Origin of the sequence: Rhodococcus sp. 5A-K4 (assembly GCF_046097995.1) — a bacterium.
GTDB classification, from domain to species: domain Bacteria; phylum Actinomycetota; class Actinomycetes; order Mycobacteriales; family Mycobacteriaceae; genus Rhodococcus_F; species Rhodococcus_F erythropolis.
Window position 1 is genome coordinate 119,033 of the sequence record NZ_JBJURM010000009.1, and the last position, 23,197, is coordinate 142,229.

Here is a 23,197-nt window from a genome sequence, read left to right on the forward strand (position 1 = left end):
GTCGGAGGACAAGGGAGCAATGCAGGAACGTGCCAAGATCAGTCGCCGACAGATTCTTCAAGGCGCTGCTGATCGGTTCGAAGTCACGGGGTACGGCAGCACGAGCATGAATGACATCGTGTCCGCGGCGCAGATGACCAAGGGCGCGGTCTATTTCCACTTCTCGTCCAAAGACGAATTGGCTCAGGCGGTCATCGAAGAACAGCACCAGATGTCGATCACTGCCTTCACCGCAGTTGCAGCCACGGGCGCACCGGCACTGGAGCAGCTCGTCATGGTGTGCCACGAGATGGGCCGCCAACTCGTCGCGGACCCGATTGTTCGTGCGGGAGTCCGACTTACCCTCGAATTGGCCTCTGCCGACGGTTCGCAAGGCCCGTACGTCGTGTGGATCCGCGAGCTTCGAAAACTGGCCGAGGCCGCGAAGCTCGAAGGCGACATCCGCGACGACGTGGAGCCGGAATCGGTGGGTCGCGTGGCGATCTCGGCATTCACCGGCGTTCAACTGGTTTCGAACGTGCTCACCAGACGAAGCGATTTGAACGACCGTATCGACGAATTGTTCACCATCCTGTTGGCAGGCGTGGTCTCGGACAAGCGTCGGACCGACGTCGCCGAACTGGTCGGACGTCGCCTCGAAACTTATGCGTCCTGACCCCCGGAACACCCTGACCCCCGGAACACCCTGACAATCGGTTGATTCGGCGTATCAGCACCGAACCGTGCGCCAACCTTCGTCGATTCGTACAAGACCCCCCGTCGTCGACTCACTATCGTCAGATCCACGAATAACCCAGATATACGGATACCGACGAAAGGGCTTCTCGAATGACCGAAACCGCCACGTACGTTGAGAGCGCACAGCAGGAGATCGCTGCTGTACTCGCCGAAGCGAAGACCGATGCGTTCGTCCACGCACGCGACATCGATTCCGGCGAAGAGTTCGGCTACGGCGCTGACGAAGGTGTCATCCTCGCCTCCGTTTTCAAGATTCCTGTTGTACTCCAGTACGCCCGTGAAGTTGCGGCCGGCACCCTTGATCCGACCGAGCACGCCACGGTGACCGCCGAGTTCCGCTCCGGCGGCATCGGTATCGGCGGCTGCGCCGACGACGTGACCGCAAGCTGGCGAGATCTCGCTCTGCTCATGATGAGCTTCAGTGACAACGCCGCCACGGATTTCTTGTACGAACGCCTCGGACTCGACAACATCGTCGCAACGCTGCGCGGGCTCGGTTTGGAGAAGACCAACTTGGTCCGTGACTGCCGTGGTCTGTTCAAATCGGTCTACGACGACCTCGGTGTCGACAAGGGCACCTTGCTGGAAATGCCGCCCATCGAAATTCTTCGGACAATTTCCGTCATGGATCCGGCCCGCTCCAACTCCAGCACTCCTCGTGAGATCACAATGTTGCTGGCTGCAATCTGGAGGGACGAAGCCGGCCCCGCATCGGCCTGTGAAGAAGTCCGAACCATCATGAGCAAGCAGGTCTGGCCGCACCGCCTTTCGTCCGGTTTCCCCGACGAGGTCACTGTCGCCGCCAAGACCGGAACGCTGGGATTGGTACGAAACGAAGCCGGCGTCGTGGCGTACCCGGACGGCAAGCGTTACGCCGTCGGTGTCTTCACCAAGTCCCACGAGCTCACCCACCGCGCCCCGAAGATCGACGCCTCCATCGGAACCGTCGGCCGCATCGCTGTCGAAGCACTTCGCAACAACAGCTGATCTGAACCCACTGACGAAGAATGCGGGTCACGCTGAGAAATCAGTGCGACCCGCATTTTTCGGCTTTCGAGCTAGCGTGGACCGCGCAGACGAAGATGCACCATCAACCGGAAGCGGACGTTGGGATCGTCCAGGTCCAACGCGGCCATACCCTTCAACTTGCTGAGACGATACCGAAAGGTGTTGGGGTGTACGTGCAATGACGCCGCGGCGTCACCGACGTCACCGAAGGCGTTGAGCCACGCATCGAGGGTGTCGACGAACGAGGTCGCATGAGCTGCGTCGTGGCTGGCGATCGCCTCGATGGGTCCGAGGTCCGAGAACCCTTCGGCTGCAGCTTCCGACGCGATCTCCAACAGGATGGCATCGACGTGGACGCTGCTGAAGGTGGCGACGCTGCCCGACGCTCGTCCCGCCAACAACACTTCGAGGGCATGTTCGGCGTCGCGCTTCGATCGGCTCAGCTGCGCCGGTCTGGTCACGACCCGGCCGATCCCGATGATCGTGTCGCCGGACGCTCCGGTTCGGTCCAGGAAGTCCGAGGCCACACGGAACGCCTGTAGCTCGGCTTCTGCCGGGGAATGCCCTCGCACCGACAGCACCGCGTAGCCGGTTCCGTTGACCAGAGCCGCAGCCGACTGCGAATGGACAGCGCCCAGGTGCATGGCCAGAGCGTCGGTCAGCCGCACCACATGGGCTGCGTCGTCCGGCTTCGACGATCCTTCGAAAGACCTGCGGCCCAATGCCATCACGAGTGCGGGACCGGTCCCGAGGCCGAGGCGATTCATCGCGTCGACCGCGCCGGATCCACCGTCGAGAAGGGTTGCGATCAGGTCTGCGCGCAGTCGACGCTCGGCGTCGGCGCCGCCGCGCAACCGCAACATCTGCAGTGCAATCAACCCGGCCGAATCGCGCAGTGCACGCATCCGGTCCTCGGACATCGGCTCACCGGTTGCCACCCACATGGAGCCGAGGAACTCGTCGCCGGCTCGGATGGACACGGCGATACGACCCATTTTTGTACCGAGGGTCTCGGCCGAAACCCACACCGGATCATCGCTGCGATAGAGCCGGTCGAAGACTCCCGCTTCTTCGAGCACTCGAATGTACTGGTCAGGAACTTGGCGCTCCAGAACGGTCGCGATACGTGGACCGTCACCTTCTTCCTGACGTCCGGAGAAGGCGATGACCCGTGAGCTTCGGTCCTCGATCGTGATCGGCGCATCCAGAAGTGCGCTGACGGCGTTGGCGAAAGCGAACAGATCGCCGGCCGGTCCACCTCCGCGCGAGTGGATGTGCCCGACTTCGTTCCGTGCCGAGAGCACCGAATGAAGCAGGCTTGTGAGCTGAACCCACGAAACTCCACGCGCCAAGGTCAATACGACAACGCCGGAGGAGATGATGGATTCACGGTCGGCATCGCTGACCTCGGTGGTCACTCGCGCGACCACCACGCGTACTCCGCGCTCGGCCAGGCCGGCCACGGACTCCGCGATACGTTCGCCTCCGGTGATGCCGACGAGCAGCACCATGGAGTCCGGTGTCGAGGGTGAGTCGTCGTCGGGGTCGTGAATGACCACCGAGGCGATCTCCTGGACCGCCTCCGGGTCGCCGACAACCGGGTTCAGCACCGTAGTTCCCACGTCTTCGAGAAGCCGCACCAAACTGATGCGAGGTCGTACGGTGCCCACGTCTATCACTCCTTCGTCCTGTGAACGAAGTGTGTCATAGTGATTCGTCAAAGCCGATCCATGCCGATCCATTCGACCGATGTGGTGATTGCTTCGAGCAGGTCAGGGATCGGTTCGACGCCGATGCCCGGCCCTTCCGGAACCTTCACGTAACCGTTGTCGAGTACGAACGGCTCGGTGATGTCTTCGGCGAAGTACCGGTCGGAAGCCGACGTATCGCCTGGTAGGACAAATCCGGGGAGCGCGGCAAGAGCGACGTTGGCAGCCCTGCCGATTCCGGTCTCGAGCATTCCGCCGCACCACACGGCAATTCCGTTGGCCTTGCAGACGTCGTGGATACGACGCGATTCCAGATAACCGCCCACACGTCCCGGTTTGATGTTCACCACGCTGCACGCACCGATTGCCAGAGCGTCGGCGGTGACCTTCGCGGAGGTGATCGACTCGTCGAGGCAGACCGGCGTCCGCATCATCTCGGCCAGCCTGGCGTGGCCACGCAGTTCCTCTTCGGGAAGCGGCTGCTCGATCAGCAGGAGGTCGAAGTCGTCGAGCCGCTGGAGATGGCGCGCGTCAGCCAGGGTGTACGCCGTGTTCGCGTCGACCTGGAGGAGTACGTCGTCGCCGAACCTCTCGCGGACTGCGCGAACCGGCTCGATGTCCCAGCCCGGTTCGATCTTCAGTTTGATGCGCAGGTATCCGGCCTCGAGGAACCCGCCCACCTCTTCGAGCAGTTCGTCGATCGAATTCTTGATACCCACCGAAACACCCGCAGGTACGCGATCGACTACTGCACCCAGGTACGAAGACATGCTCGTCCCGGCGGCCCGTAACTCGGCGTCGAGAAATGCGGTTTCCAGTGCCGCTTTGGCCATGGGGTGTCCGGCGAACTGTTCCATCGTCGCGCTCAGTGCGTGCACGTCGGGATCGGTGAGTTCGCCCAGAGACGGAATCAGGAACTTACGAAGGACTTCGGCGGCGCCGTCCGTGTATTCGGAGCAGTAGCGAGGCTCGGACATCGCAACGCACTCGCCCCAGCCCGCCGACTCCGAGGTGACGACCTTGACGAACAACACGTCCTTGGTGGTCTCCGTGCCGAACGAGGTTCGGAACGGCGCCTTCAACGGCATTGCTGCCCGGCGCAATTCAACTCCGTCGATCTTCACGATGTAACCTCCGCTGTTGTCCTGCCTGCCTGTGTTCCCGGCGCACGGTCCAGTACATATTTTCCGGTCCTGGTGACTGCGAGAACCACTCCGTTCTCGGCGAGCACACCCCCGAGAGTCTCGCGGACTGCCAGGCGCCAGTCGTTCGCTGCCGCCGGGTCCGACTTACGCAGTGTGTACACGTCATTCGGTGTAGCCACCGTGACGAATCGATTCTTGGTCGACTTCAACACGGGCAGGCCGGCTTCGGAGATCGACAACAGTTCGCTCGCTCCCAACGACTCGGGAGTCGGGACCTCTCCCGAACCGGCGACGACGTCGGAAACCTTGCTGCTACCGATTTCCCAGTCGATCAGCAATCGGTCGCTGTCTGCGCCGCCGTTGAGACTGTCGTTCATCGGCGCGTAGAAACGCGGCAGATACTGGATCGGGAACGCACCGAGTTTCGAGACGTTGAAGTAGGCATTGCGAGCGACGAGCGGGTCGAAAGTCCACCGCACGTGGAGAATTCCTCGTTCCAGTGCCCACGCTCGCTGGAACAGTTTCAACGCGAGGCCGATGTGCCCGTTCTGCACGTTCGGCAGGATCCCCGTGATGTGTGAATGCAACGAACGATGTTGCGGTTCCTCGAAGAATGCAACCGAGCCGCCGATCAGATCTCCGCCACGAAAAGCGCCGGCGACGTAGTTACCGGAGTGCGCGAGCGCTTTCATCATGTCCCGATGGACGGGAGGGTTGCCGCTCTCCGGTTGCCATACCTTCTCGAACAGACCGAATACCTGTTCCAACTCGGCATGCCCGGTGACGGTTTCGATAGTCACACATGCAAGCAGAGCGGCTTGCTCGGCCTGGCTGATTGCTTGCCGCATCCGTGAAGGCGATACACCTCCGAATGGTTGAACGGTCTTGCGTTGGACATTGTTCGGCGACGTCATCGTCACAGTCCTCCCTCCAGGATTCGAGTCACCAGACCGGCCAACAAGGTGGCGCGCGGGATCATCTGATCTATCTCTACGTGTTCTGTCGCTGCGTGGGCACCACCGCCGACGGCACCGAGGCCGTCCAATGTGGGAGTTCCGACTGCCGCAGTGAAATTTCCGTCCGACGCACCGCCGACGGCGCAGTCGCGAAGCATCCCCAAGCCGCTCTCACTGCTGACCTGGTGAGCGAGAAAGTACAGCTTCTCCGAAGACACTGATTCCAGTGGTCCACGGTTGGGGCCTCCGGACACCGAAATTCGACTTTCGGCCAACGCCGGTGTCAGTGCACGGATCGAACGGTCGATGCGTTCCTGCTCCTTCGCGGACCACATGCGAACGTCACACCACAGTTGCGCTTGCGCTGCAACGGTATTGGTGGTCGTGCCGCCACTGATCACGGACGGAACCACCGACGTTCCCGCCGCCGGGTCCGCGAGCTCCACCACGGCCTGAATCTGATGTGCGAGCTCAACTACGGCGTTCACACCTCGCTCCGGTTCCAGTCCGGCGTGTGCAGCGCGTCCCTCGATGTCGACGCAGTACAGCGACATACCCTTGCGCGCGGTCTTCACCGCGCCGTCGGCGGCGGCCTCGAGTACCAGCACAGCGTCGACCTGACGGGCTTGCTCCTCGATCAGTGCGCGCGAAGTCGGGGAGCCGATTTCCTCGTCGGAATTGAGGAGCACGACCACCCCGTCGAGCGACGGAAGCGATGCGAGCGCATGGAAGAGCTGGACGATGCCGGCCTTCATGTCGAAGACTCCGGGTCCGGTGGCGATGTTGTCGGTGACCGACCAGGGCAACTCCGCGAGCGTTCCGAGCGGCCAGACGGTGTCGAAATGGCCCAGGAGCATCACCTTCGGCTCCGCGCCGAACGACCAACGCAAGTGCTGGCGTCCGTCGATATGGATACGTTCGGGGGCGCTTCCGAGATGGCGTTCGCCGATGTCGGCCACCACGTCCGCACATGCATCGACTGCGCCGAGGTCGGAACTGGGCGACTCGGCGGTTACCAGCGCCGCCAGGTCCGCCACCATTGATTTCTTGTCCACTCCGACGCTCTCCTGTCACCGACTTGCAACTTCGCAGTCAAGCTTGGTCGAAGCGACCCTGTCGGATCTTGTCCAAGACTCCTGTCCTTCGGGCTCGGATTCGTCGTGTGTCACGAACAGCTGGGTGTGACAAGCAACTGGGTTTCATCAAGCAGGTGTGTCAGGTACCGATCTCGGTTCGGGCGGCAAACAGCTCGGGAAAGAAGCTCAACTCCAGCGCACGTTGCAGGAACCCGGCACCACCACTCGAACCGCCGGTCCCCTTCTTCATGCCGATCACCCGCAGCACGGTCCGAAGATGCCGGAACCGCCACAGCTGAAAGCTCTCCTCGAGGTCGACCAACTCCTCGAATGCCTCGTACGCCGTCCAGTGCTGTTCGACGTTCTCGTAGATTGCCTTGACCAGCGGAATCAGCTCGTCGTTTCGCACGTAGGGCGCGCTGACGTCTCGTTCGAGAGCCGACGCCGGAACGTCGTAACCCTGCCTGTACAGGTACCGCCAGAACTCGTCGTACAGCGTCGGCTCTCCGAGCAGGGTCTCCAACAATCGATGGGCGGACGGATCCGATTCGAACACCTTCAGCATGCCGGCGTTCTTGTTTCCGAGCACGAATTCCACGGCGCGGTACTGGTACGACTGGAACCCCGACGAGTTGCCGAGAACGCCCCTGAACTCCGCATACTCCGCCGGCGTCAGTGTCGCCAACACGGACCACTGTTCGGTCAGAGTGGCCTGGATGTGTTTGACGCGTGCGATCCGCTTGAATGCGACCCGAATGTCGTCGGCAGCGATCGCTGCTCTGGCCGCCCGTATCTCGTGGAGAAACAGCTTGAGCCACAACTCGCTGGTCTGGTGCTGAATGATGAACAAGAGTTCGTCGTGGTGTTCCGGCTCACTCACCGGATGCTGCGAATCCAGGAGGGTATCGAGTCCGAGGTAGGCCCCGTAACTCATCTTCTCGGAAAAATCGGTGACGACGTCGTCTTCGATCTTTCGTGTGCCGTCCGTTGCCGACATCTTCAGTCTCCTTCTCAGAATTTCGCCGGGGTCTGCGGAACGATCATGGCCACCAATGCGGCAGCGCTCGTCGCTCCGACCAGGACTCCGAATGCAGCCATGTACGAGAACTGGTCCACCATCCATCCCATCACGAGCGGGGTGATGAAACCGGCGAACTGACCACAACCGTTGATCAAACCCATTCCGGAACCGAGGAATTCGGAAGGAAGTGCCCGCAACGGCATCGCGAAGATCGACATCGAACACAGACCGCTGATGCCTAGAGCCAACGTCTCGTAGAACGTGAACATCGCGACGGTGTCAGCGGTGGTCATCAGGAACAACAGGACTGCCGACGTGGCCATACACGGAACCAGAAGAATCCGAGCCCGGTCGTGGAAGTACTTGTCCACCAACCGCCCGCCCACGATCGTGGCCAGCGCCGTGACGATGAAAGGGATCGCGGCAAAGATTCCCGTGTCGATCAGCGAGAGTCCCTTGTCGTTGAGCAGATAACTCGGCACCCAGGTCATCAGACCGTACGCGGACATGTTGGCCAGGCAGAACAGAATTGCGAACTTCCACACCGACGCGGACTTGAACACCGCGGCGCGAGAGTGCTCGCTCGCCAGAGGTTGCAGCGCAGCCTCCGGATCTTCCGAGATTTCCGTGTCCAACGGTGCCGGCAGCACCAACCACACCACCGTGCCGATCACAGCGCCGACGATGGCCACCAGCCAGAACGCGTCACGCCACCCCACGGCCATGAGGACCGGCGCGATGATCAGCGGTGCGACGCCGGGGCCGAGGTTGTTGGCGCCGAGCATGAAACCCATCGCGGTCGCTCTGGTTTTCGGACGCGTCCGCTCAGCCAAAGCCTTGAACGACGCCGCCGGAAAGAGCCCCTGGCTGATACCGAACATCGCACGCATGACCATCAGCGAGATGAGACCCCACGCGAACCCTGTCAACGCGGTGAACACCGACCACAGGATCAACGCCACGATCAACAGTGGCCTGGGTCCGAAGCGGTCGGCCAACATTCCGCCGGGGACCTGCCCGAGCATGTAGAAGATCGCGAAGACCGAAACCACACCACCCAACTGCGTACTGCTGAGCGAGAATTCGTCGCCGATCATCGGAAGCGCAAGCCCGATCATGACGCGATCCACCATGTCGATCAACCAGATAGTACTGAGCAGCCCCACCGTAACGGTGGTTGTGCGACGAATCGACCTGTTGTCCAACATGTTTCGAACCGAACCGCCGGTCCCCCGCGATGATTCTTCCGCCGTGACGCGTTCCGCCTTCATCAAGCCTCCCGAATTGCCTTGTGCCGCATGGACTAGAACATTGAAAAGACTGATGAAGTGTGACAGCGAACACGTCTACCGCATTGGTCCGTTTCACCAATACCTGAAGCAACGTTTGGTCGGTCGGAACATGTTCTGCCCCAGTAGATGACAAATGCCGCCGACGCACACGGCGTCGGCGGCATTTCGCGATAGAGTCGCTACTTCATCACGTGCGATTGGCGACTGCCACGATCGTCGAGACGCCTGCGGCTGCAAGCCGAGCATTGACAGTGATCAGGCCGAGAATGTCGTCGACGCTGCCGAGTGTGTGCGAAATCGTACGATCCGAAATCCGTCGTGAGCCGGGAACAGCCTCGGCGAGTTCAGCTCCCGTAGTGGTGGGGTGAACGATCTCGAGGGTCCACTCGTCACGCAGCTCGACCGGCTTCAGCGTGTCGGCCTTGCGCACTGCGCGCTCGGCGCCTGCTCGGATCTGCTCGCACGCCAGCGACGGCGGCAGCGAATTGGTTGCCGACCATCCGTGTGCCTTCTTGACCTCGACGGTCTCGGTTGTCGGCGAGGCCGCGTCCACCAAGCCACAGATGATGTCGTCACCGGTCACGAGACCGACGGGAACGCCCTGGGTGGCAGCGTAGAGGGTGTTGACGTCGGTCTCGGAGACGGACTTGCCGTCGAGGCGGACGTCGGCGAACAAACTCGAGAACGTGTGCGCCAGGACGCCGGGTCCACCAGCTGGTGCGTGATAGCCGACAAACAGGGCGACGTCGTGATCCGACGTCATTCCTTCAGCCATGCACTGCATCTTCGGTGATCCGAAGATCAGGCGCGCCCGTGGATCCAGATCGGCGTGAAGCAGGTTGTCCATCGTTCCGTGGCTGTCGTTGACCAGGACGCTCGTCGCACCGGCGTCGAACGCACCGGCGATCGCAGCATTGGTCTCGGCGGTCATGAGCATCTGTGCACGGTGGTAGCCGCCACCGCCACGGATCGTCTGATCGAGCGTCGCGATACCCGCGATACCCTCCATGTCCACCGAAATATAGACGTGCATTCCTGTCCTCCATCGATCTCAATCGGCTGAATTGATAACTTCGCTTTCACCTTCACACTCGACTGCATTCGTTTCTTGTCCGGTCGAACGGTGAGTCGGCCTCCATTTGGGACGTTCACACCAGAATCCGATACCCGAGCCGTGAAACCATCGGGACATTCGCCGGGCCAGGCGGTTCGACCAACGACAGGAGTGCAGCGCTGATGCAGGTCCACGACATCGTGTTCACCGGCGGCCGCGTCGTCGATCCCGCATCGGGGACCGACGAGGTTCGGGGCATCGCGATCACCGACGGCAAGGTCTCGGCGTGGGGTCACGACGCGATCGAGGCTCGGCAGACGATCGACGTGACCGGTCAGGTGATCTGCCCCGGATTCATCGACCTGCACAGCCACGGACAGGAAATCGCCGAGCAGCGACTTCAGGCGTTGGACGGAGTGACGACGGCCCTCGAACTGGAGGCAGGCGTCATTCCTGTTGCGAAGGCATATGCGCGTGCCGGTGCCGAGGGGCGCCCGATCAACTACGGCTACGCGACGTCGTGGGCGCACGCCCGCATGATCGAACTCTCGGGCGCCGATCCCGATGGCGACATCAGGACTCTCCTGCACCATGTCGGTTCCCCGAGCTGGCAGGGAGAACCGACCGCCTCCCAGCGTGCACACATTCTCGAACTCCTCGAAAACGATCTGGCTGCAGGCGCTCTCGGCATCGGCGTGGTGGTCGGGTACGCCCCGAAATCCGATCCGGCCGAGTACCTGCAGGTGGCGGATCTCGCGGCCCGAGCCGGTGTTCCCACTTACACCCATGCGCGCCCACTCATTTCGGCCGACCCGTCGAGCCCGGTGGACGGCGCCGTCGAAATCGCCCGTGCAGCAGCCGAAACCGGCGCGCACATGCACTACTGCCACGTCAACAGCACCTCGGGAATGCACGTCGACCATGCACTGTCCGTGGTGGCTCAGGTCCAGGCAGCCGGATCTCGCGTCACGACAGAGGCGTATCCGTACGGGTCAGGCTCGACGGCCGTCGGAGCTGCGTTTCTCGATCCAGACAAGCTGCATCTGATGAATCTGACACCCCGATCGCTGACTTTCGTGCCCACCGGTGAACGTATCGCGGACCGCAAGCAGCTGGAACATCTTCGGGCAACGGACCCCGGCGGACTGGTGTTGGTGGAGTTCCTCGACGAGAACGACACCGTGCAGCGCGAGTTCCTCGAACGAGCGATGACTTTCGACCGTGCCGCCATCGCGAGCGACGCGATGCCACTGACCTGGCCAGGCCGCACCGCTGCCGATGCGTTGCAGTGGCCACTGCCGGAGAAGGCGCTCGGCCATCCCCGCGGCGCCGGCACCTATGCACGTGCGATTCGTACGCTGTACCGCGAGCGTCAACTGCTGTCGCTGTCGGAGATCATCGCGCGCTGCTCGTTGATCCCCGCGCAGATTCTGGAGGAGTCGGTTCCCTCGATGGCGACGAAAGGTCGGATCAGCCCCGGTAGCGACGCGGACATCCTCGTTTTCGACCCCGAGCGAATCACCGACAACGCCACCTACATCGACGGCACCCGTCCCTCCACCGGAATCAGTCGCGTGCTGGTCGGCGGCGTACCCGTCGTCGAAGGCGGTGCCGTGGTCCAGGACGCGTTGCCCGGTCGCCCGGTACGCCGCTCATAGCCGGATCTCGTTCTGACCTGCATAGTTCTGACAGAAAGTCACCACACATGAACACATCGTCTGCAATCAACGGCACAATCGATACCATGACGGATTTCGCGAACCCCCCGATCGGTTGGCAGCACAAGGCATTCGGCACCGACCTCGAAGGTCGCGACGGCTCCGACCTGGAGCCGCTGGGGATCTCTGCGCTCGACGGCAACCTCCTGCTACCCGTGATGACACTCGATCGTGCAGCGATCGCGCACAATGTCGACCTCATGGCGCAGTTCTGCTCCGATCACGATGTGGATCTGGCGCCCCACGCGAAGACGACGATGAGCCCCGAACTGGTTCGTCGGCAACTCGACGCCGGGGCTTGGGCGATGACGGCGGCAACCGTTGCGCAGGCACGCATTCTGCGTGAGTTCGGTGTGGACACCATCATCATCGCCAGTCAGGTGCTCGATCCCGCCGGCATTCGGTGGATCTGCGACGCCCAGGCCACCGACCCCGATTTCTTCGTCACCACCCTCGTGGACTCGGTCGAGAGCGTCCGCCTGATGGAACAGTTGATCGCGAAAGTCTCACCGGCCAGCCGTATCCGGGTTCTCGTCGAACTCGGCTACGACAGCGGACGCGCGGGCGCTCGCACTGTCGAGCAGGCACTCGACGTCGCACGCGCAGCATCGCAGGCACCTTCGTTGATTCTCACCGGAGTCGAGGGGTTCGAGGGCATGATGCCAGGAGCCTCGGTAGCAGCCCGCCGTATCTCCGTCGATTCGTATCTCAAATCCGCGCGGGTTTTCACGGAAATCTGTGTTGCCGAGAACCTGTTCGAGAACAACTCCGCGAAGGCTCCCCGGCCACTGGTCACTTTCGGCGGCAGTGCGTTTCACGATCTGGTTGTACGCGAGCTGGCCGGCCGGTGGGCACTCGACAACGGTGTACGCGTCGTGCTGCGCAGCGGTTGCTACATCACTCACGATCACGGTCTCTATGCCCAGACTTCGCCGTGGGCTGACGGTCCGCGAACTCTGCAGGGAGCCGCAGAGGTCTGGGGCGTAGTGCTCTCAATACCTGAACCCGGACGGGTGATCCTGGGCTTCGGCCGCCGCGATGTCGGTTCCGACGCAGGCTTTCCCATAGTCCTGTGGCGCCGACGCGACGGATCCAACCGACCAGCGCGAGAGCTGACGATCACCGCACTCAACGACCAGCACGCGTACGTCGACGTCCCGGCTGACTTCGACGTGAAGGTCGGCGATCTGCTCGGTTGCGGAATCTCGCATCCCTGCACCACGTTCGACAAGTGGTCACTGATTCCCGAGGTCGATTCGGATTACCGCGTCGTCGGCACGGTGCACACCTACTTCTGAGGGGCCGGTTGCGGTAATCCGGCGTCAGTCGTCCTTCGGGTCACGCGGCAATTCGACGCGGAACATCGTCCCCTGCCCGAGGGAGGTCTCGACGCTGACGGTTCCGTCGTGCGCTGCAACCAAAGCCGAAACGATGGACAGGCCGAGACCGGCGCCCCCGGTCTCACGGGTGCGAGAGGTGTCGGCGCGGTAGAAACGCTCGAAGATCCGCGCGGCATCCTCGTCACTCAAACCCTGACCGGTATCCGAAACCTCGACCACCGCGGAGTTCTCGGTCGTACCGACACGAACGGTGACCTGCGCATCCGGCGGAGTGTGTTTGATCGCGTTGCCCACCAGATTGGCGACTACCTGACGCAGCCTGGCCTCGTCACCCTGCACTTCGGGCAGGCCCGGGCCGCCGGTCATCTGAAGTTCGACAGTTCGATCCGGTGCGATCGCTCGTGCCGCCTGTACCGAATCCGCCGCAACTGCAAGCAGATCCACCGGCTTGTTCTCGAGTGGACGCTGTTCGTCGAGTCTTGCCAGCATGAGCAGATCTTCGACCAGAAGTCCCATCCTCGACGCCTCGCCCTCGATCCGGTTCATCAGCGTTTCCGTATCCGTCATGGCGCCTTGGCGATACAACTCGGCGAACCCACGAATAGTCGTCAAGGGTGTGCGCAACTCGTGGCTCGCGTCGCCGACAAACCTACGCATCTTCTCCTCGGAACGCCGTGCTGATTCCTCCGAAGCCTCGGTCGCGGCAAATGCGTGTTGAATCTGCGCGAGCATTCCGTTGAGCGCCACCGACAATCGGCCGACCTCGGTGCGGTCGTCACGCTCCGGGACCCGTCGATGAAGGTCGCCGGCGGCAATGGCAGCGGCAGTTTCCTCAACCTCGACCAGCGGACGAAGGCTCCGACGAACCACGAAATACGCTCCGCCGCCGAGGATCAGCAGGACAACCAGGCCGATGCCGAGTTGCAGGCCGACCAGGTCGTCGACGGTCTGTTCGATATCCGTCAGTCGCACACCGATAGTCGTGGTCGTGTCGTCGCGAACCGTCGTGAGAACTCGCCAGTTCACGTCCGAACCGTCGCTCGATCCGACGGTGATCGGGCCGTTGGTGGAATCTTTCGACAGGTCGGGTTCGGTTGTCGTCGACTTGTCGTTGAGAGTGAACACCTTCCCGTCCGCGGTCACCGTCCGAACGAAGAAGGGACTGGGCGGACGAGTTTGCGGACCGACATCGCTGGGTGGCTGCAAATCTCTGGTGTGCGGCTTTGCCCAGCCGTCGACCGCCTCGTACAGCGTTTTGTCGGTTCGCTGGGTCAGTGAATTCTCGAGAGCCGAAGTGACCGCGACGCCAGACGCCAACAGACCCAGCGCCGCCAACACCAGCAAGGCCGCAACCAGGGTGAAGCGCAGCGGCAGTGAATGGAGACGGAAACGACCCCGCTTCGGAAGCTGATCGTTTTCCGCGGCGGCGATCATTGCCGCGGTTCACGCATCACGTAGCCGACCCCACGCAATGTGTGAATCAGCGGTGTCTCCCCCGTATCCACCTTGCGCCGCAGGTAGGACACGTAGGACTCGACAACTCCGACCTCCCCGCCGAAGTCGTAGTTCCAGACGTGGTCGAGAATTCGAGGCTTACTGAGAACCGTCCCGGCATTGACCATGAAGTATCGGAGCAGTGTGAACTCGGTGGGCGAGAGTGCAACCAACTCGCCCTTCTTCCAGACCTCGCGGGTGTCGTCGTCGAGTTCGATGTCGGCGAACTTCACCCGCGGCGACTGCTCCGGTGCGACCCCGCGGCCGGCGCGGCGCAGGATGACCCGCAACCTCGTCACGACCTCTTCGAGGCTGAACGGCTTGGTCACGTAGTCGTCCGCGCCGAGGGTCAGGCCGCTGATCTTGTCGTCGAGCGAATCCTTCGCCGTCAGAAACAGGACCGGTGCGTCCACACCGTCGGCACGGAGGCGTCGAAGCAGACCGAAGCCGTCCATCCCAGGCATCATGACGTCGAGAACAATCGCGTCGGGACGGAATGTCCGCGCGACGTCCAGGCCTTGGGCTCCGCTCGAAGCAGTCGCCACCTCGAAACCCTGGAATCGGAGGCTCACGGAGAGCAACTCCACGATGGTGGGTTCGTCGTCGACGACGAGGATGCGGGCTTCGGGGGTCTTGTCGGTCACGAGAACCATCTTCTCCCCTGCCACTGGATTCTCGCTGTATGTTCCCTGGGAGCTTCCTGTGAACGGCTGAGTGCAGGTGAAAAGCCGGGTGCAGGTGAAAAGCTGGGGTGCAGGCGAAAAGCTGAGTGCAGGTGAAAAGCTGGGGTACAGGCCCACGAACCGGAAGGATGCGGCATGTCACTACCTCCACTGTGGAACATGGAATGACTGTGGAACATGGAATGCTTGACCTGGCGTATTCCTCTGTTCACCAACAACTCCGATCCCGGCGAGGATCCCGGCTTCGCGCCACCGGAGTCTTGGGCACAAGCCCTCGCGGCTGTTGCCCAAGATCTGCGTTGCCTGCGATTCGGACCTGAAGTTGTTGTCGATCGTCTGATCTGGGAATTTTCGATCAACAGCGACTACAACGTCACGATCGGCTGGCAAGGCGCACGTGACATCGGCGGATTCAGCTACTTCAACGCACTGTCGATGGATACTGCATTCGCGGACGCTGCGGTGTGGGTCGCCGATATCGTTCAGACCAAATTGGCCGGGTACGACTTCGTTCAGTGGCCGAGCCGAGGGCGCCATCTGCTTGTCCCTCGACTTCGAGACGGGGAACCGGTGTGGATGGATCCGCACGGCGATGTGACGATCAGTCGTATCGGCGAGTTGTGCAAAAATTCGACGAATTATGCAGCAACGTAGCCCAGTTCAAATCGCTCAGCTCTACGGTTCGGTGGCGTCCGCGCTGGTCGGCGGTGTGGTGGCCGCGTACGCAGTGGCCGAGTCTCGAGTTGACGACTTCTCGTTCTCCGACGACGGCCTCACCTCGGTGGTGATCACACCGCAGTGGGCGGGAGCAACTGCCGCTGTGGTTGCGGCGGTCGGTGTTGCGCTACTACATCGCTGGGGACGTGGCGGACTCGCGAGTGTCTTCGCTGCCGTTGGCGCCCTAGTCATCGCGTTACCAGCATTCGTCCCTGTCTCCGCCTCGATATCGGTGACCCTGAACGCAATGGGAGCCGGCACTTTCCTCGCGGCGGCGGCATATCCGACGAAGAGTCACCGCGCAGCACAAATTGCTCTCGCACTCGGGGTGACCGCGACGACCCTGTACTTCGGCGGCGCAGACTTGTGGCGCGATCGCATCGCCAGGTGGTCGCTCACACTTCCGGGCGACACCTACCCCGTGCCGTCCACGGTTCCCGTCTGGATACTGCTCGCTGCAACTCTTCTGGTAGCCGGAGTCGCCTTGGTCGCACGATCAGGTCAAGAGACGGACGACGTCGACACACGCCTGGTGACTTTGGGAGTTGTTCTGCCCCTGGCATTCACGGCCCTGTATGCGTGGTTGGGCTCGACGTCGACATCGCCTGGGTCCTGGGTGACGGCGGTGGTGATCGCGGTTGCCGTTACCGTCGCACTGGCTTGGCGTTTGCCGCAACACGACGCCCGCTTCATACTCGCCGGACTCGCAATCGGCGCGGTTTCGATCAGCTCGATTTCCTTTTCATCCGACTGGACTTGGGCGGTGCCCGCGGTGGGTGCTGCGCTGGCGCTGGGCGTCGCCGTCGGCTGGAAAAGACCAATGCCCCAACTCGGGCTGGGACTGCTTGCCGTGACCGCACTCTCGGGATTGCTGGATGCCGCCCTGACCACGGTCGCCTACGTCTTCGTCCTCCCACTTGCGCTGGGACTGGCCGTCGCGTCATGCATGCCTGTTGCCGTCGGAGCAGTCGCGAGCGGGTCGGTACTTCCCTTCACTCTTACCTTGTTCTCGGTTTCAGCGACCTTCCTGGACCCTGCCTCGCAGGAATTCGGGTGGTCGACCGCTCCGCTCGAGGAACACGGTCCGGCCGCCGTGACCACGCCGATTCCATTGACTGTTCTCGCTGCGACGGCGACGATCGTGGTGGCCATGTCGACCATCCATCTGAAGAGAGTTCGAACGGCTGTGGTGACCTAAATCGCCAGCTGATCGGGTCGGAACGCAGAATTCTGTTGCTATGGTTGGGTGGTCAACGACGACATCCGGACGAGCGCACCGTACCCGGCCAGCGAAAAGACGGTGCCTTGGGAGTTGTTCACCATGGCATGGATCGTGCTCGTCATTTCCGGACTTTTCGAAGCTGTCTGGGCTACCGCGCTGGGTAAGTCCGACGGATTCAGCAAGATGTCACCCACCGTTGTCTTCATCCTCGGCCTGATCGTCAGTATGGCCGGCCTCGCGTATGCAATGCGCACCCTTCCCATCGGAACTGCGTACGCGGTCTGGGTCGGCATCGGCGCCGCCCTGACCGTCGGATACGCGATGATCACCGGTGCGGAGTCCACGTCGGTCGTCAAGATTCTGCTGATCCTCGGCATCGTCGGTTGTGTGGTCGGTCTGAAGGTCCTTCACTGACCGGCGATCCTGGTGAGTGTTTGTGTGTTACCGGTTACAGTTAACGCATGAAACTGCTGGAGATGCTCACGCTTCCCCTACGCGCGGGCATTGCAGCCGCAGAGATCAGCTTGGGAATCGCCGAGCTGACGGTGACTACCGTCCGTATCGCCGTCGGTAATACCGGTGCCGTGACGGCGGGTGCTGCAGGCCTGGCCAGCCCCCGCGGACCCATGCAGATGATCCAGCAGTTGTCATCGCTTACTGCAGACGATCGGCCCATCGGGCAGGCCTTGGCCCCCGGTGGGCCGCTCGATCGACTTCTCTCACCCGGCGGCCCGGTCGACAAACTGACTGCACCCGACGGCACTCTCGAACGACTACTCGCTCCCGGCGGGCCACTCGAAAGACTTCTTGCCCCCGGCGGACCGCTGGATCGGGTGCTCGCCGAGAACGGCGCCTTGGAACGGTTGCTCGCCCCGGACGGTCTCCTCGACCGAATGATGGCGGAGGACGGTCCGCTGGAACGCCTGACCGCACAGGACGGTGCTGTCGAACGCCTGACTGCCAAGGACGGTGTCATCGATCGCGCACTGGCCGAGAACGGCATCCTCGAAACACTCTTGGCGGAGAACGGCGCCTTCGAACGGCTCATCGCCGAAGGCGGCCCGCTTGACCAGATCGTTGCACTGTCCGATACCTTGACTTCGCTCGCCCCCAACCTCGAGAGAATGAGCGCCAGCATCGAGGTACTGCAGGAAACAGTCGGAATCCTCAGTGCTGCAGTCGGTCCACTCGGAGAACTGGCCGGCAAGCTTCCCAATCGCTGGCTCAAGAGCAAGGGCGAGCGCCCAGGGCCGGACCTTCCGATCGAATCGGCATAACAAACGGTTACTCGCCGATTACGCGGTCAGTTGTTGATCACGATGTTGAGATTGATGATGATTCCGCCGAAAGTCAGAATCGTGTTGGCCAAGCCAACGGTCATTCCACTGTTCAGAGCCGCGATCAGTCCGTTCATCGTCGTATCCCCTTCACTGTCTGCGGGTTACGCGTACAAGATTGTGCGCTGGCGCTGACAATAGGCCAAGTTCGCGACCTGCGCGCCATTGCGGAGAAAACTTGTACCGCGGTCGCAGTTTCCGCGTTAACTGTTGCAGGACAACGCAATTCCATTCTCGGCGCACTACCCGCAAATGACTGAACCAAACATCACGATTAGGCATACGTATCCCACCCGCATAACCGTCTGCCCCACCAGACACTTGTCCACCCAAACAGAGTGCACAACAGTTAGTCCGGTGCAACAATAAGACGAATCGGACATGCCTGCGACGTGATGGGGAAGGGTGGTTGAGACAATGACGGCGCCGCGCATTGCCAGAGAACACCGCGGCCCTACCGGGGGCCGAAATTCCGCGTCGCAGGACAGCCTGGACGCCGCCTCGGACGCCCTGCAATCGCTGTACGCGCACCTCGATCCACATGCCCAGGCCGAGCAATTTCTCGAACAGGTCTGCAAACACGCCGTCGATCTCATCGCCGACGCCGACATGGCCGGAATTACCATCGGCGGTTCGGATTCGACATTCCGAACCGTAGCCGCCACCCACCAACTCGTTCGCACCGTCGACTCGATCCAATTCCGACTGGACTACGGACCGAGTGTGACGTCGTCACGCACGGGCACGGTTGTACGTGCGCATGCCAGCGAAGCACACAGCCGGTGGCCTCAATTCGCAAGCGCGGCAAAAGCAGTCGGCGCCGTCAGCTTCTTGTCGATGCCATTGCCCGGTAGAGATCGCCCGCTGGGAACCCTCAACCTCTACAGCCATGACCTCCGAGGTTTCACCGGCGCCGACGTGGCATTGCTCCAACTGTTCGCCGTCACCTCGTCCTACGCACTGCACAGCTCGCAGCGCCTCGACATCGCCAGAAAGCACGCGATGGACCTCGAGCGTGCACTCGAATCGAGAGGCGTCATCGAACAGGCCAAGGGCATCATCATGGGCACCCACCGCGTCGATGCCGACCGCGCCTTCCGCATCCTCATCCAGGACTCACAGCGCAGCAACGTCAAACTGCGAGTGATCGCCCAGCAGTACATCGACGGCGCGATCGATCCGCGCCAGGCCACGAACAAGCCTGAGACCAACTGAACCCGGCAAACACAGTAATTCGGCAAACACAGAGGCACCCACCAGAATCTTGGTGAGTGCCTCTACTTTCGGAGCCTCCTGTCGGGATTGAACCGACGACCTTTCGCTTACAAGGCGAGTGCTCTACCACTGAGCTAAGGAGGCGAAGACCGACGCGTTGCCGCGACTGACTTTGCGGAGCCATCATATCCAAGCCGTCACGGTGGCCGCGCCCGGGTCACGTTAGATAGCGTGGGCCCCATGCGCAACTCCCACTCCGCCCCCTGATGGCGAAATTCACCGAAGCACTCACACGCCTGACGGGAAACCGCCAAGCCACCGTCGACACGGTCACGTCGGCTCCCGCGCCGCTACAACCGATCGACCTCACAGACGACGCCGTCGTCGCAGAAGTTCTGGACCTGGCGGTTCGGGTCGGCGAAGTCCTCCTCGCCTCCGGGACCGCGGCCATGGACACGGCGGAGCAGGTGCAGTTCATCGCCGCCACCTACGGCCTCGCCCAGTGTGACGTCGACGTCACCTACAACTCGATTGTGCTCTCTGCCTATCGCGGCCCGACGCGACCGCCGGCGAGCACGATGCGCATCGTCCACTACCGCTCGATGGACTTCACGCGACTGGCGGCTGTCGACCGTCTGACGCGTCGTATCCGCCGTGAGGCGATCACACCGGACCAAGCGCACGACGCGCTCACAGCGATCACGACGGCGCCGCACCCGTACAACCGATGGACCGCAACCATGGCCTGGGCAGCGATGGCGGCTTCGGTCTCCGTCCTGCTCGGCGGCGGGTTCCTCGTTGCCACAGTCGCGTTTCTGACGACGATGGTGATCGATCGGGTCAACCGCGTACTGAACCGGTTCGGATTACCGTTCTTCTTCCAGCAGGTTGTCGGTGGTCTCATCGCGGCTGCGCCCGCCGCGACGCTCTATACCTTTCAAGATCAGCTGGGGATCAGTATCCGGCCGTCGCTGGTGATCGCGGCCGGAGTGGTCGTCTTGCTGTCGGGGCTGTCTCTGGTGGGCTCGGTCCAGGACGCGATCATGGGTGCGCCCATCACGGCCGTCGCGCGATTCTTCGAAGTGGTGATGATGACGGGCGGCATCATCGCGGGTGTCGCGATCTCACTGCGAATGACCGGGATGTTGGGTTCGACGCTTCCCCCGATCAACGTGGAAGTATCGACCATCACGCAGTTGCCGATCCTGATGCTCTCCGGCGCGTGTGCGTCGGTCTTCTACGCTCTTGCCTGCTACGCCGAGCGGCGTGCACTCACCGCGGCATTCCTGGGCGGCGCGGCCGGCAGCGGTGTGTCGATCTTCGTGCAAACACTCGACGTCGGCCCCGTGATCGCCGCAGCGATCGCGGCGACCGTCGTCGGTCTTGCCGGTGGTCTGATGGCTCGCCGCGCCCTGACGCCTCCGCTGGTCGTCGCGGTCGCAGGCATCACTCCCCTACTCCCCGGTCTGTCGCTGTACCGAGGCCTGTACGCGCTGCTCAACGACCAGGTACTGATCGGTCTTACTGCTTTGCTGTCGGCATTCGGTATCGGCTGCGCCCTGGCTGCTGGCGTGACGCTCGGCGAATGGGGAGCACGAACACTGCGTCGTCCACGAATCCTGATGCGCGTGGACTCGCTACGCCGACCGATGGTCCGCAAGCGCAAACGCCGCGTTCCCGTCACCGAGAAGTAAGAGAGATTCAAGCAGAAAGAGCTGGGCACCTGACGGTGCCCAGCTCTTTCGGTTCACTCGGGGTTCCCGAGCAGTGAGAGAATCAGCTCTCGACTGCGTGCTTTCCGCCGGCAGCCTGATCAGCTTCCATTGCCTCGCGCAGGCTCTTCGGACGCATGTCGGTCCAGTTCGCCTCGACGTATTCGAGGCACGCCTTGCGGCTGTCTTCACCGAACATCACGCGCCAGCCGGCGGGGACCTCGGAAAACGTGGGCCACAGCGAGTGCTGGTCCTCGTCGTTCACCAGCACGTAGAAGCGGCCGTCTTCGTCATCGAAAGGGTTAGTGCTCATCTCGCCTCACTCGTTACGTACGTGTCTTGTGCGCCCAGACTAGCAAGCGCACCAGTTCGGTTCTGGTGGCTCAGCACCGACGCCAGAATCTCCCCCGCCCGCACTGCCACGTTCGACAGCAGCGACGACGTCAATCCGTGAGTCTGTTCTGTCCCACCCTGCAGATAGATACCGCCTGTCACGTCCTCCGTTACAGCCAGTCGATAATCCCGACTGACGTTACGCGGAACGGACGAATCCGGCACGAGTTCACCCAACAAATTGTCCAGCGGTGCCGGGGTGAAACCCGTGGCCAGAATGAGTGCGTCGCACGACAGCGTGTCGGTCAAACCGTCGAGGTTGCTGCGGACGGCCAGTTCGATGCCGGATTCGGTCTCCACGGCACTCGTGATCTCCGAGGCCCGACGCATGAACAGTCGCCTCGGCCCGCGAACCATCTCCTGATACTCGGTGGCATAGAGCTTGTTGATCAGTTCGATGTCGACGACCGAGTAATTGGTACTGCGGTGCAGATCGAGAAGTCGACGTCGTTCCGCGGCGTCGGCGCCGTGCAGTTGATCGACGGCTTCGGGATCGAAGATGCGATTTGCGTACGGGCTGTCGTCTGCCGGGCTGTAGCCGTAGCGGGCAAAAACACTGTGGACTTCGGCGTTCGGGTAGTTCGCGTGCAGGTAGTCGACGATCTCCGCGGCACTCTGACCGGCGCCGAGAACAACGAACCTGTTGTGCACGGGCTCGGGCATTGCTTCGAGGTGGAAGAGGAACTGGTGATTGTGGAAGCACCGGGACGACGGCGTTGCCCACTCCGGGATCCGCTCTTTCAGTCCGGCTCCGACGACGATGTTGCGCGCGATCACCGTTTCACCGTCGGCTGTGCGGACCGCAAAGCGATCGACAACGCCGTCGGAGTTCTTGATGCCCTCGACCCCGTCGACGGTTGTACCGAACTGCACATCCGCGTCGACTCGTCGAGCTGCCCAGCACAGGTAGTCGTTGAACTCGTGGCGCGTGGGAAAGAAGGTCTGGTGGTTGACGAAGTCGACCAGCCGCCCCTGCTCGAACAGATACGAGAAGAAGCTGTATCCGCTCTGTGGGTTACGGAACGTCACCAGGTCCTTCGGAAACGCGATCTGCATCGTGGCACCGTCGAGCAGCATCCCGGGATGCCACGCGAACTGAGACTGCTTTTCGAAGAACCGCGCATTCACCCGATCAACGGCTGCACAATTTGCATTGTGTTCTTCGACAGCGATGGCCAACGCGAGGTTGGCCGGACCGAACCCGACGCCGACGATGTCGACCACGGCGGGTTCGGCGCTGGAGTCTCTCGGTGATTCACTCATTGCAGGTAGTCCATCCCCGACGGGACGACCTGATAAGGTCGCCAATCGATGTCCCGAAGTAAGTAGCAAAGGCTACCCTTAATGAGGTGAGGGTATCAATACTG

21 protein-coding genes, 1 tRNA gene and 1 riboswitch are annotated in these 23,197 nt (G+C 62.1%); of the genes, 10 read left to right on the top strand and 12 right to left on the bottom strand.

From position 1 onward, the window contains the following. Positions 1–19: 19 nt before the first annotated feature. Together ACKAMS_RS14365 and ACKAMS_RS14370 are read left to right on the top strand one after the other, a co-directional pair. Positions 20–655 (top strand): ScbR family autoregulator-binding transcription factor, encoded by a 636-nt coding sequence (locus tag ACKAMS_RS14365; protein ID WP_019747034.1) that lies wholly within the window; start codon positions 20–22, stop codon positions 653–655. Between the two features lie 173 nt (positions 656–828). Then, positions 829–1,725, top strand: a complete 897-nt coding sequence (locus ACKAMS_RS14370; protein ID WP_020906342.1) for a serine hydrolase — start codon at positions 829–831, stop codon at positions 1,723–1,725. A gap of 71 nt (positions 1,726–1,796) precedes the next feature. On the opposite strand, the gene ACKAMS_RS14375 is transcribed toward ACKAMS_RS14370, so the two are convergent. From ACKAMS_RS14375 to ACKAMS_RS14405, 7 genes are all read right to left on the bottom strand, one after another. Then, positions 1,797–3,416: a CdaR family transcriptional regulator gene (locus ACKAMS_RS14375; protein WP_020968527.1), complete on the bottom strand. Its 1,620-nt coding sequence runs from the start codon at positions 3,414–3,416 to the stop codon at positions 1,797–1,799. A gap of 47 nt (positions 3,417–3,463) precedes the next feature. Then, the gene (gene menC, locus ACKAMS_RS14380; RefSeq protein ID WP_020968526.1) at positions 3,464–4,579 is read right to left on the bottom strand and encodes an o-succinylbenzoate synthase; all 1,116 of its coding nucleotides are present in this window, start codon (positions 4,577–4,579) and stop codon (positions 3,464–3,466) included. Next, positions 4,576–5,514: a GNAT family N-acetyltransferase gene (locus ACKAMS_RS14385; RefSeq protein WP_003945514.1), complete on the bottom strand. Its 939-nt coding sequence runs from the start codon at positions 5,512–5,514 to the stop codon at positions 4,576–4,578. Before ACKAMS_RS14385 ends, menC begins: the two co-directional genes overlap by 4 nt. 2 nt (positions 5,515–5,516) lie before the next feature. Then, the gene (locus tag ACKAMS_RS14390) at positions 5,517–6,611 is read right to left on the bottom strand and encodes a M20 family metallopeptidase (RefSeq protein ID WP_408989171.1); all 1,095 of its coding nucleotides are present in this window, start codon (positions 6,609–6,611) and stop codon (positions 5,517–5,519) included. Between the two features lie 160 nt (positions 6,612–6,771). Beyond that, positions 6,772–7,629 carry a tryptophan 2,3-dioxygenase gene (locus ACKAMS_RS14395; RefSeq protein ID WP_020906337.1) on the bottom strand — a complete coding sequence of 286 codons (858 nt, stop codon included), beginning with the start codon at positions 7,627–7,629 and terminating at the stop codon, positions 6,772–6,774. Positions 7,630–7,643: 14 nt separating this feature from the next. Continuing rightward, on the bottom strand, positions 7,644–8,924 hold the full coding sequence (locus ACKAMS_RS14400) for an MFS transporter (protein WP_308371971.1): 1,281 nt from the start codon (positions 8,922–8,924) through the stop codon (positions 7,644–7,646). Positions 8,925–9,132: 208 nt separating this feature from the next. Then, positions 9,133–9,978 carry a M55 family metallopeptidase gene (locus ACKAMS_RS14405; protein WP_019747026.1) on the bottom strand — a complete coding sequence of 282 codons (846 nt, stop codon included), beginning with the start codon at positions 9,976–9,978 and terminating at the stop codon, positions 9,133–9,135. Positions 9,979–10,181: 203 nt separating this feature from the next. On the opposite strand from ACKAMS_RS14405, the gene ACKAMS_RS14410 reads away from it, so the two are divergent. Both ACKAMS_RS14410 and ACKAMS_RS14415 read left to right on the top strand, forming a co-directional pair. Further along, positions 10,182–11,657 (top strand): amidohydrolase family protein, encoded by a 1,476-nt coding sequence (locus ACKAMS_RS14410; RefSeq protein WP_020906335.1) that lies wholly within the window; start codon positions 10,182–10,184, stop codon positions 11,655–11,657. Positions 11,658–11,743: 86 nt separating this feature from the next. Then, the gene (locus ACKAMS_RS14415; protein WP_225320278.1) at positions 11,744–13,015 is read left to right on the top strand and encodes an alanine racemase; all 1,272 of its coding nucleotides are present in this window, start codon (positions 11,744–11,746) and stop codon (positions 13,013–13,015) included. Between the two features lie 24 nt (positions 13,016–13,039). Here the strand turns inward: ACKAMS_RS14415 and ACKAMS_RS14420 are convergent, their stop codons facing one another. Beyond that, positions 13,040–14,491: a sensor histidine kinase gene (locus ACKAMS_RS14420; RefSeq protein WP_408989172.1), complete on the bottom strand. Its 1,452-nt coding sequence runs from the start codon at positions 14,489–14,491 to the stop codon at positions 13,040–13,042. After that, positions 14,488–15,204, bottom strand: a complete 717-nt coding sequence (locus ACKAMS_RS14425; protein ID WP_007734368.1) for a response regulator transcription factor — start codon at positions 15,202–15,204, stop codon at positions 14,488–14,490. Before ACKAMS_RS14425 ends, ACKAMS_RS14420 begins: the two co-directional genes overlap by 4 nt. A 207-nt stretch (positions 15,205–15,411) precedes the next feature. Between ACKAMS_RS14425 and ACKAMS_RS14430 the strand changes: the two genes are divergently transcribed. The 5 genes from ACKAMS_RS14430 (at position 15,412) to ACKAMS_RS14450 (ending at position 19,725) form a co-directional block, all read left to right on the top strand. After that, complete coding sequence (locus ACKAMS_RS14430; protein WP_374277683.1) at positions 15,412–15,888, top strand: hypothetical protein; 477 nt, start codon at positions 15,412–15,414, stop codon at positions 15,886–15,888. Beyond that, positions 15,875–17,149 carry a hypothetical protein gene (locus ACKAMS_RS14435; protein WP_408989173.1) on the top strand — a complete coding sequence of 425 codons (1,275 nt, stop codon included), beginning with the start codon at positions 15,875–15,877 and terminating at the stop codon, positions 17,147–17,149. The genes ACKAMS_RS14430 and ACKAMS_RS14435 overlap by 14 nt, the downstream gene beginning before the upstream one ends. A 43-nt stretch (positions 17,150–17,192) precedes the next feature. Further along, a riboswitch (guanidine-III (ykkC-III) riboswitch) is annotated at positions 17,193–17,258 on the top strand. A 14-nt stretch (positions 17,259–17,272) separates the two neighbouring features. Beyond that, positions 17,273–17,587, top strand: a complete 315-nt coding sequence (locus ACKAMS_RS14440; RefSeq protein WP_020906330.1) for a multidrug efflux SMR transporter — start codon at positions 17,273–17,275, stop codon at positions 17,585–17,587. Positions 17,588–17,634: 47 nt separating this feature from the next. Continuing rightward, on the top strand, positions 17,635–18,450 hold the full coding sequence (locus ACKAMS_RS14445; protein WP_019747018.1) for a hypothetical protein: 816 nt from the start codon (positions 17,635–17,637) through the stop codon (positions 18,448–18,450). 477 nt (positions 18,451–18,927) lie between these two features. Next, positions 18,928–19,725, top strand: a complete 798-nt coding sequence (locus ACKAMS_RS14450; protein ID WP_020968516.1) for a GAF and ANTAR domain-containing protein — start codon at positions 18,928–18,930, stop codon at positions 19,723–19,725. Positions 19,726–19,797: 72 nt separating this feature from the next. On the opposite strand, the gene ACKAMS_RS14455 is transcribed toward ACKAMS_RS14450, so the two are convergent. Then, positions 19,798–19,869 (bottom strand) — tRNA-Thr (locus tag ACKAMS_RS14455). A gap of 122 nt (positions 19,870–19,991) precedes the next feature. Here ACKAMS_RS14455 and ACKAMS_RS14460 point away from each other — a divergent pair. Next, positions 19,992–21,419 carry a threonine/serine exporter ThrE family protein gene (locus ACKAMS_RS14460; RefSeq protein ID WP_019747016.1) on the top strand — a complete coding sequence of 476 codons (1,428 nt, stop codon included), beginning with the start codon at positions 19,992–19,994 and terminating at the stop codon, positions 21,417–21,419. Positions 21,420–21,501: 82 nt separating this feature from the next. Here ACKAMS_RS14460 and ACKAMS_RS14465 read toward each other — a convergent pair whose 3' ends face one another. Then, positions 21,502–21,750: an MbtH family protein gene (locus ACKAMS_RS14465; protein ID WP_408989174.1), complete on the bottom strand. Its 249-nt coding sequence runs from the start codon at positions 21,748–21,750 to the stop codon at positions 21,502–21,504. Continuing rightward, positions 21,747–23,093 carry a lysine N(6)-hydroxylase/L-ornithine N(5)-oxygenase family protein gene (locus ACKAMS_RS14470; protein ID WP_019747015.1) on the bottom strand — a complete coding sequence of 449 codons (1,347 nt, stop codon included), beginning with the start codon at positions 23,091–23,093 and terminating at the stop codon, positions 21,747–21,749. Before ACKAMS_RS14470 ends, ACKAMS_RS14465 begins: the two co-directional genes overlap by 4 nt. Positions 23,094–23,197 lie beyond the last annotated feature (104 nt).

Coding starts and splice junctions, on each gene's coding strand:
- ACKAMS_RS14365 (WP_019747034.1), top strand. CDS start 20: ATGCAGGAACGTGCCAAGATCAGTCGCCGACAGATTCTTCAAGGCGCT.
- ACKAMS_RS14370 (WP_020906342.1), top strand. CDS start 829: ATGACCGAAACCGCCACGTACGTTGAGAGCGCACAGCAGGAGATCGCT.
- ACKAMS_RS14385 (WP_003945514.1), bottom strand. CDS start 5,514: ATGACGTCGCCGAACAATGTCCAACGCAAGACCGTTCAACCATTCGGA.
- ACKAMS_RS14395 (WP_020906337.1), bottom strand. CDS start 7,629: ATGTCGGCAACGGACGGCACACGAAAGATCGAAGACGACGTCGTCACC.
- ACKAMS_RS14400 (WP_308371971.1), bottom strand. CDS start 8,924: ATGAAGGCGGAACGCGTCACGGCGGAAGAATCATCGCGGGGGACCGGC.
- ACKAMS_RS14405 (WP_019747026.1), bottom strand. CDS start 9,978: ATGCACGTCTATATTTCGGTGGACATGGAGGGTATCGCGGGTATCGCG.
- ACKAMS_RS14410 (WP_020906335.1), top strand. CDS start 10,182: ATGCAGGTCCACGACATCGTGTTCACCGGCGGCCGCGTCGTCGATCCC.
- ACKAMS_RS14415 (WP_225320278.1), top strand. CDS start 11,744: ATGACGGATTTCGCGAACCCCCCGATCGGTTGGCAGCACAAGGCATTC.
- ACKAMS_RS14420 (WP_408989172.1), bottom strand. CDS start 14,491: ATGATCGCCGCCGCGGAAAACGATCAGCTTCCGAAGCGGGGTCGTTTC.
- ACKAMS_RS14425 (WP_007734368.1), bottom strand. CDS start 15,204: ATGGTTCTCGTGACCGACAAGACCCCCGAAGCCCGCATCCTCGTCGTC.
- ACKAMS_RS14430 (WP_374277683.1), top strand. CDS start 15,412: ATGGAATGCTTGACCTGGCGTATTCCTCTGTTCACCAACAACTCCGAT.
- ACKAMS_RS14435 (WP_408989173.1), top strand. CDS start 15,875: ATGCAGCAACGTAGCCCAGTTCAAATCGCTCAGCTCTACGGTTCGGTG.
- ACKAMS_RS14440 (WP_020906330.1), top strand. CDS start 17,273: ATGGCATGGATCGTGCTCGTCATTTCCGGACTTTTCGAAGCTGTCTGG.
- ACKAMS_RS14445 (WP_019747018.1), top strand. CDS start 17,635: ATGAAACTGCTGGAGATGCTCACGCTTCCCCTACGCGCGGGCATTGCA.
- ACKAMS_RS14450 (WP_020968516.1), top strand. CDS start 18,928: ATGACGGCGCCGCGCATTGCCAGAGAACACCGCGGCCCTACCGGGGGC.
- ACKAMS_RS14460 (WP_019747016.1), top strand. CDS start 19,992: ATGGCGAAATTCACCGAAGCACTCACACGCCTGACGGGAAACCGCCAA.
- ACKAMS_RS14465 (WP_408989174.1), bottom strand. CDS start 21,750: ATGAGCACTAACCCTTTCGATGACGAAGACGGCCGCTTCTACGTGCTG.
- ACKAMS_RS14470 (WP_019747015.1), bottom strand. CDS start 23,093: ATGAGTGAATCACCGAGAGACTCCAGCGCCGAACCCGCCGTGGTCGAC.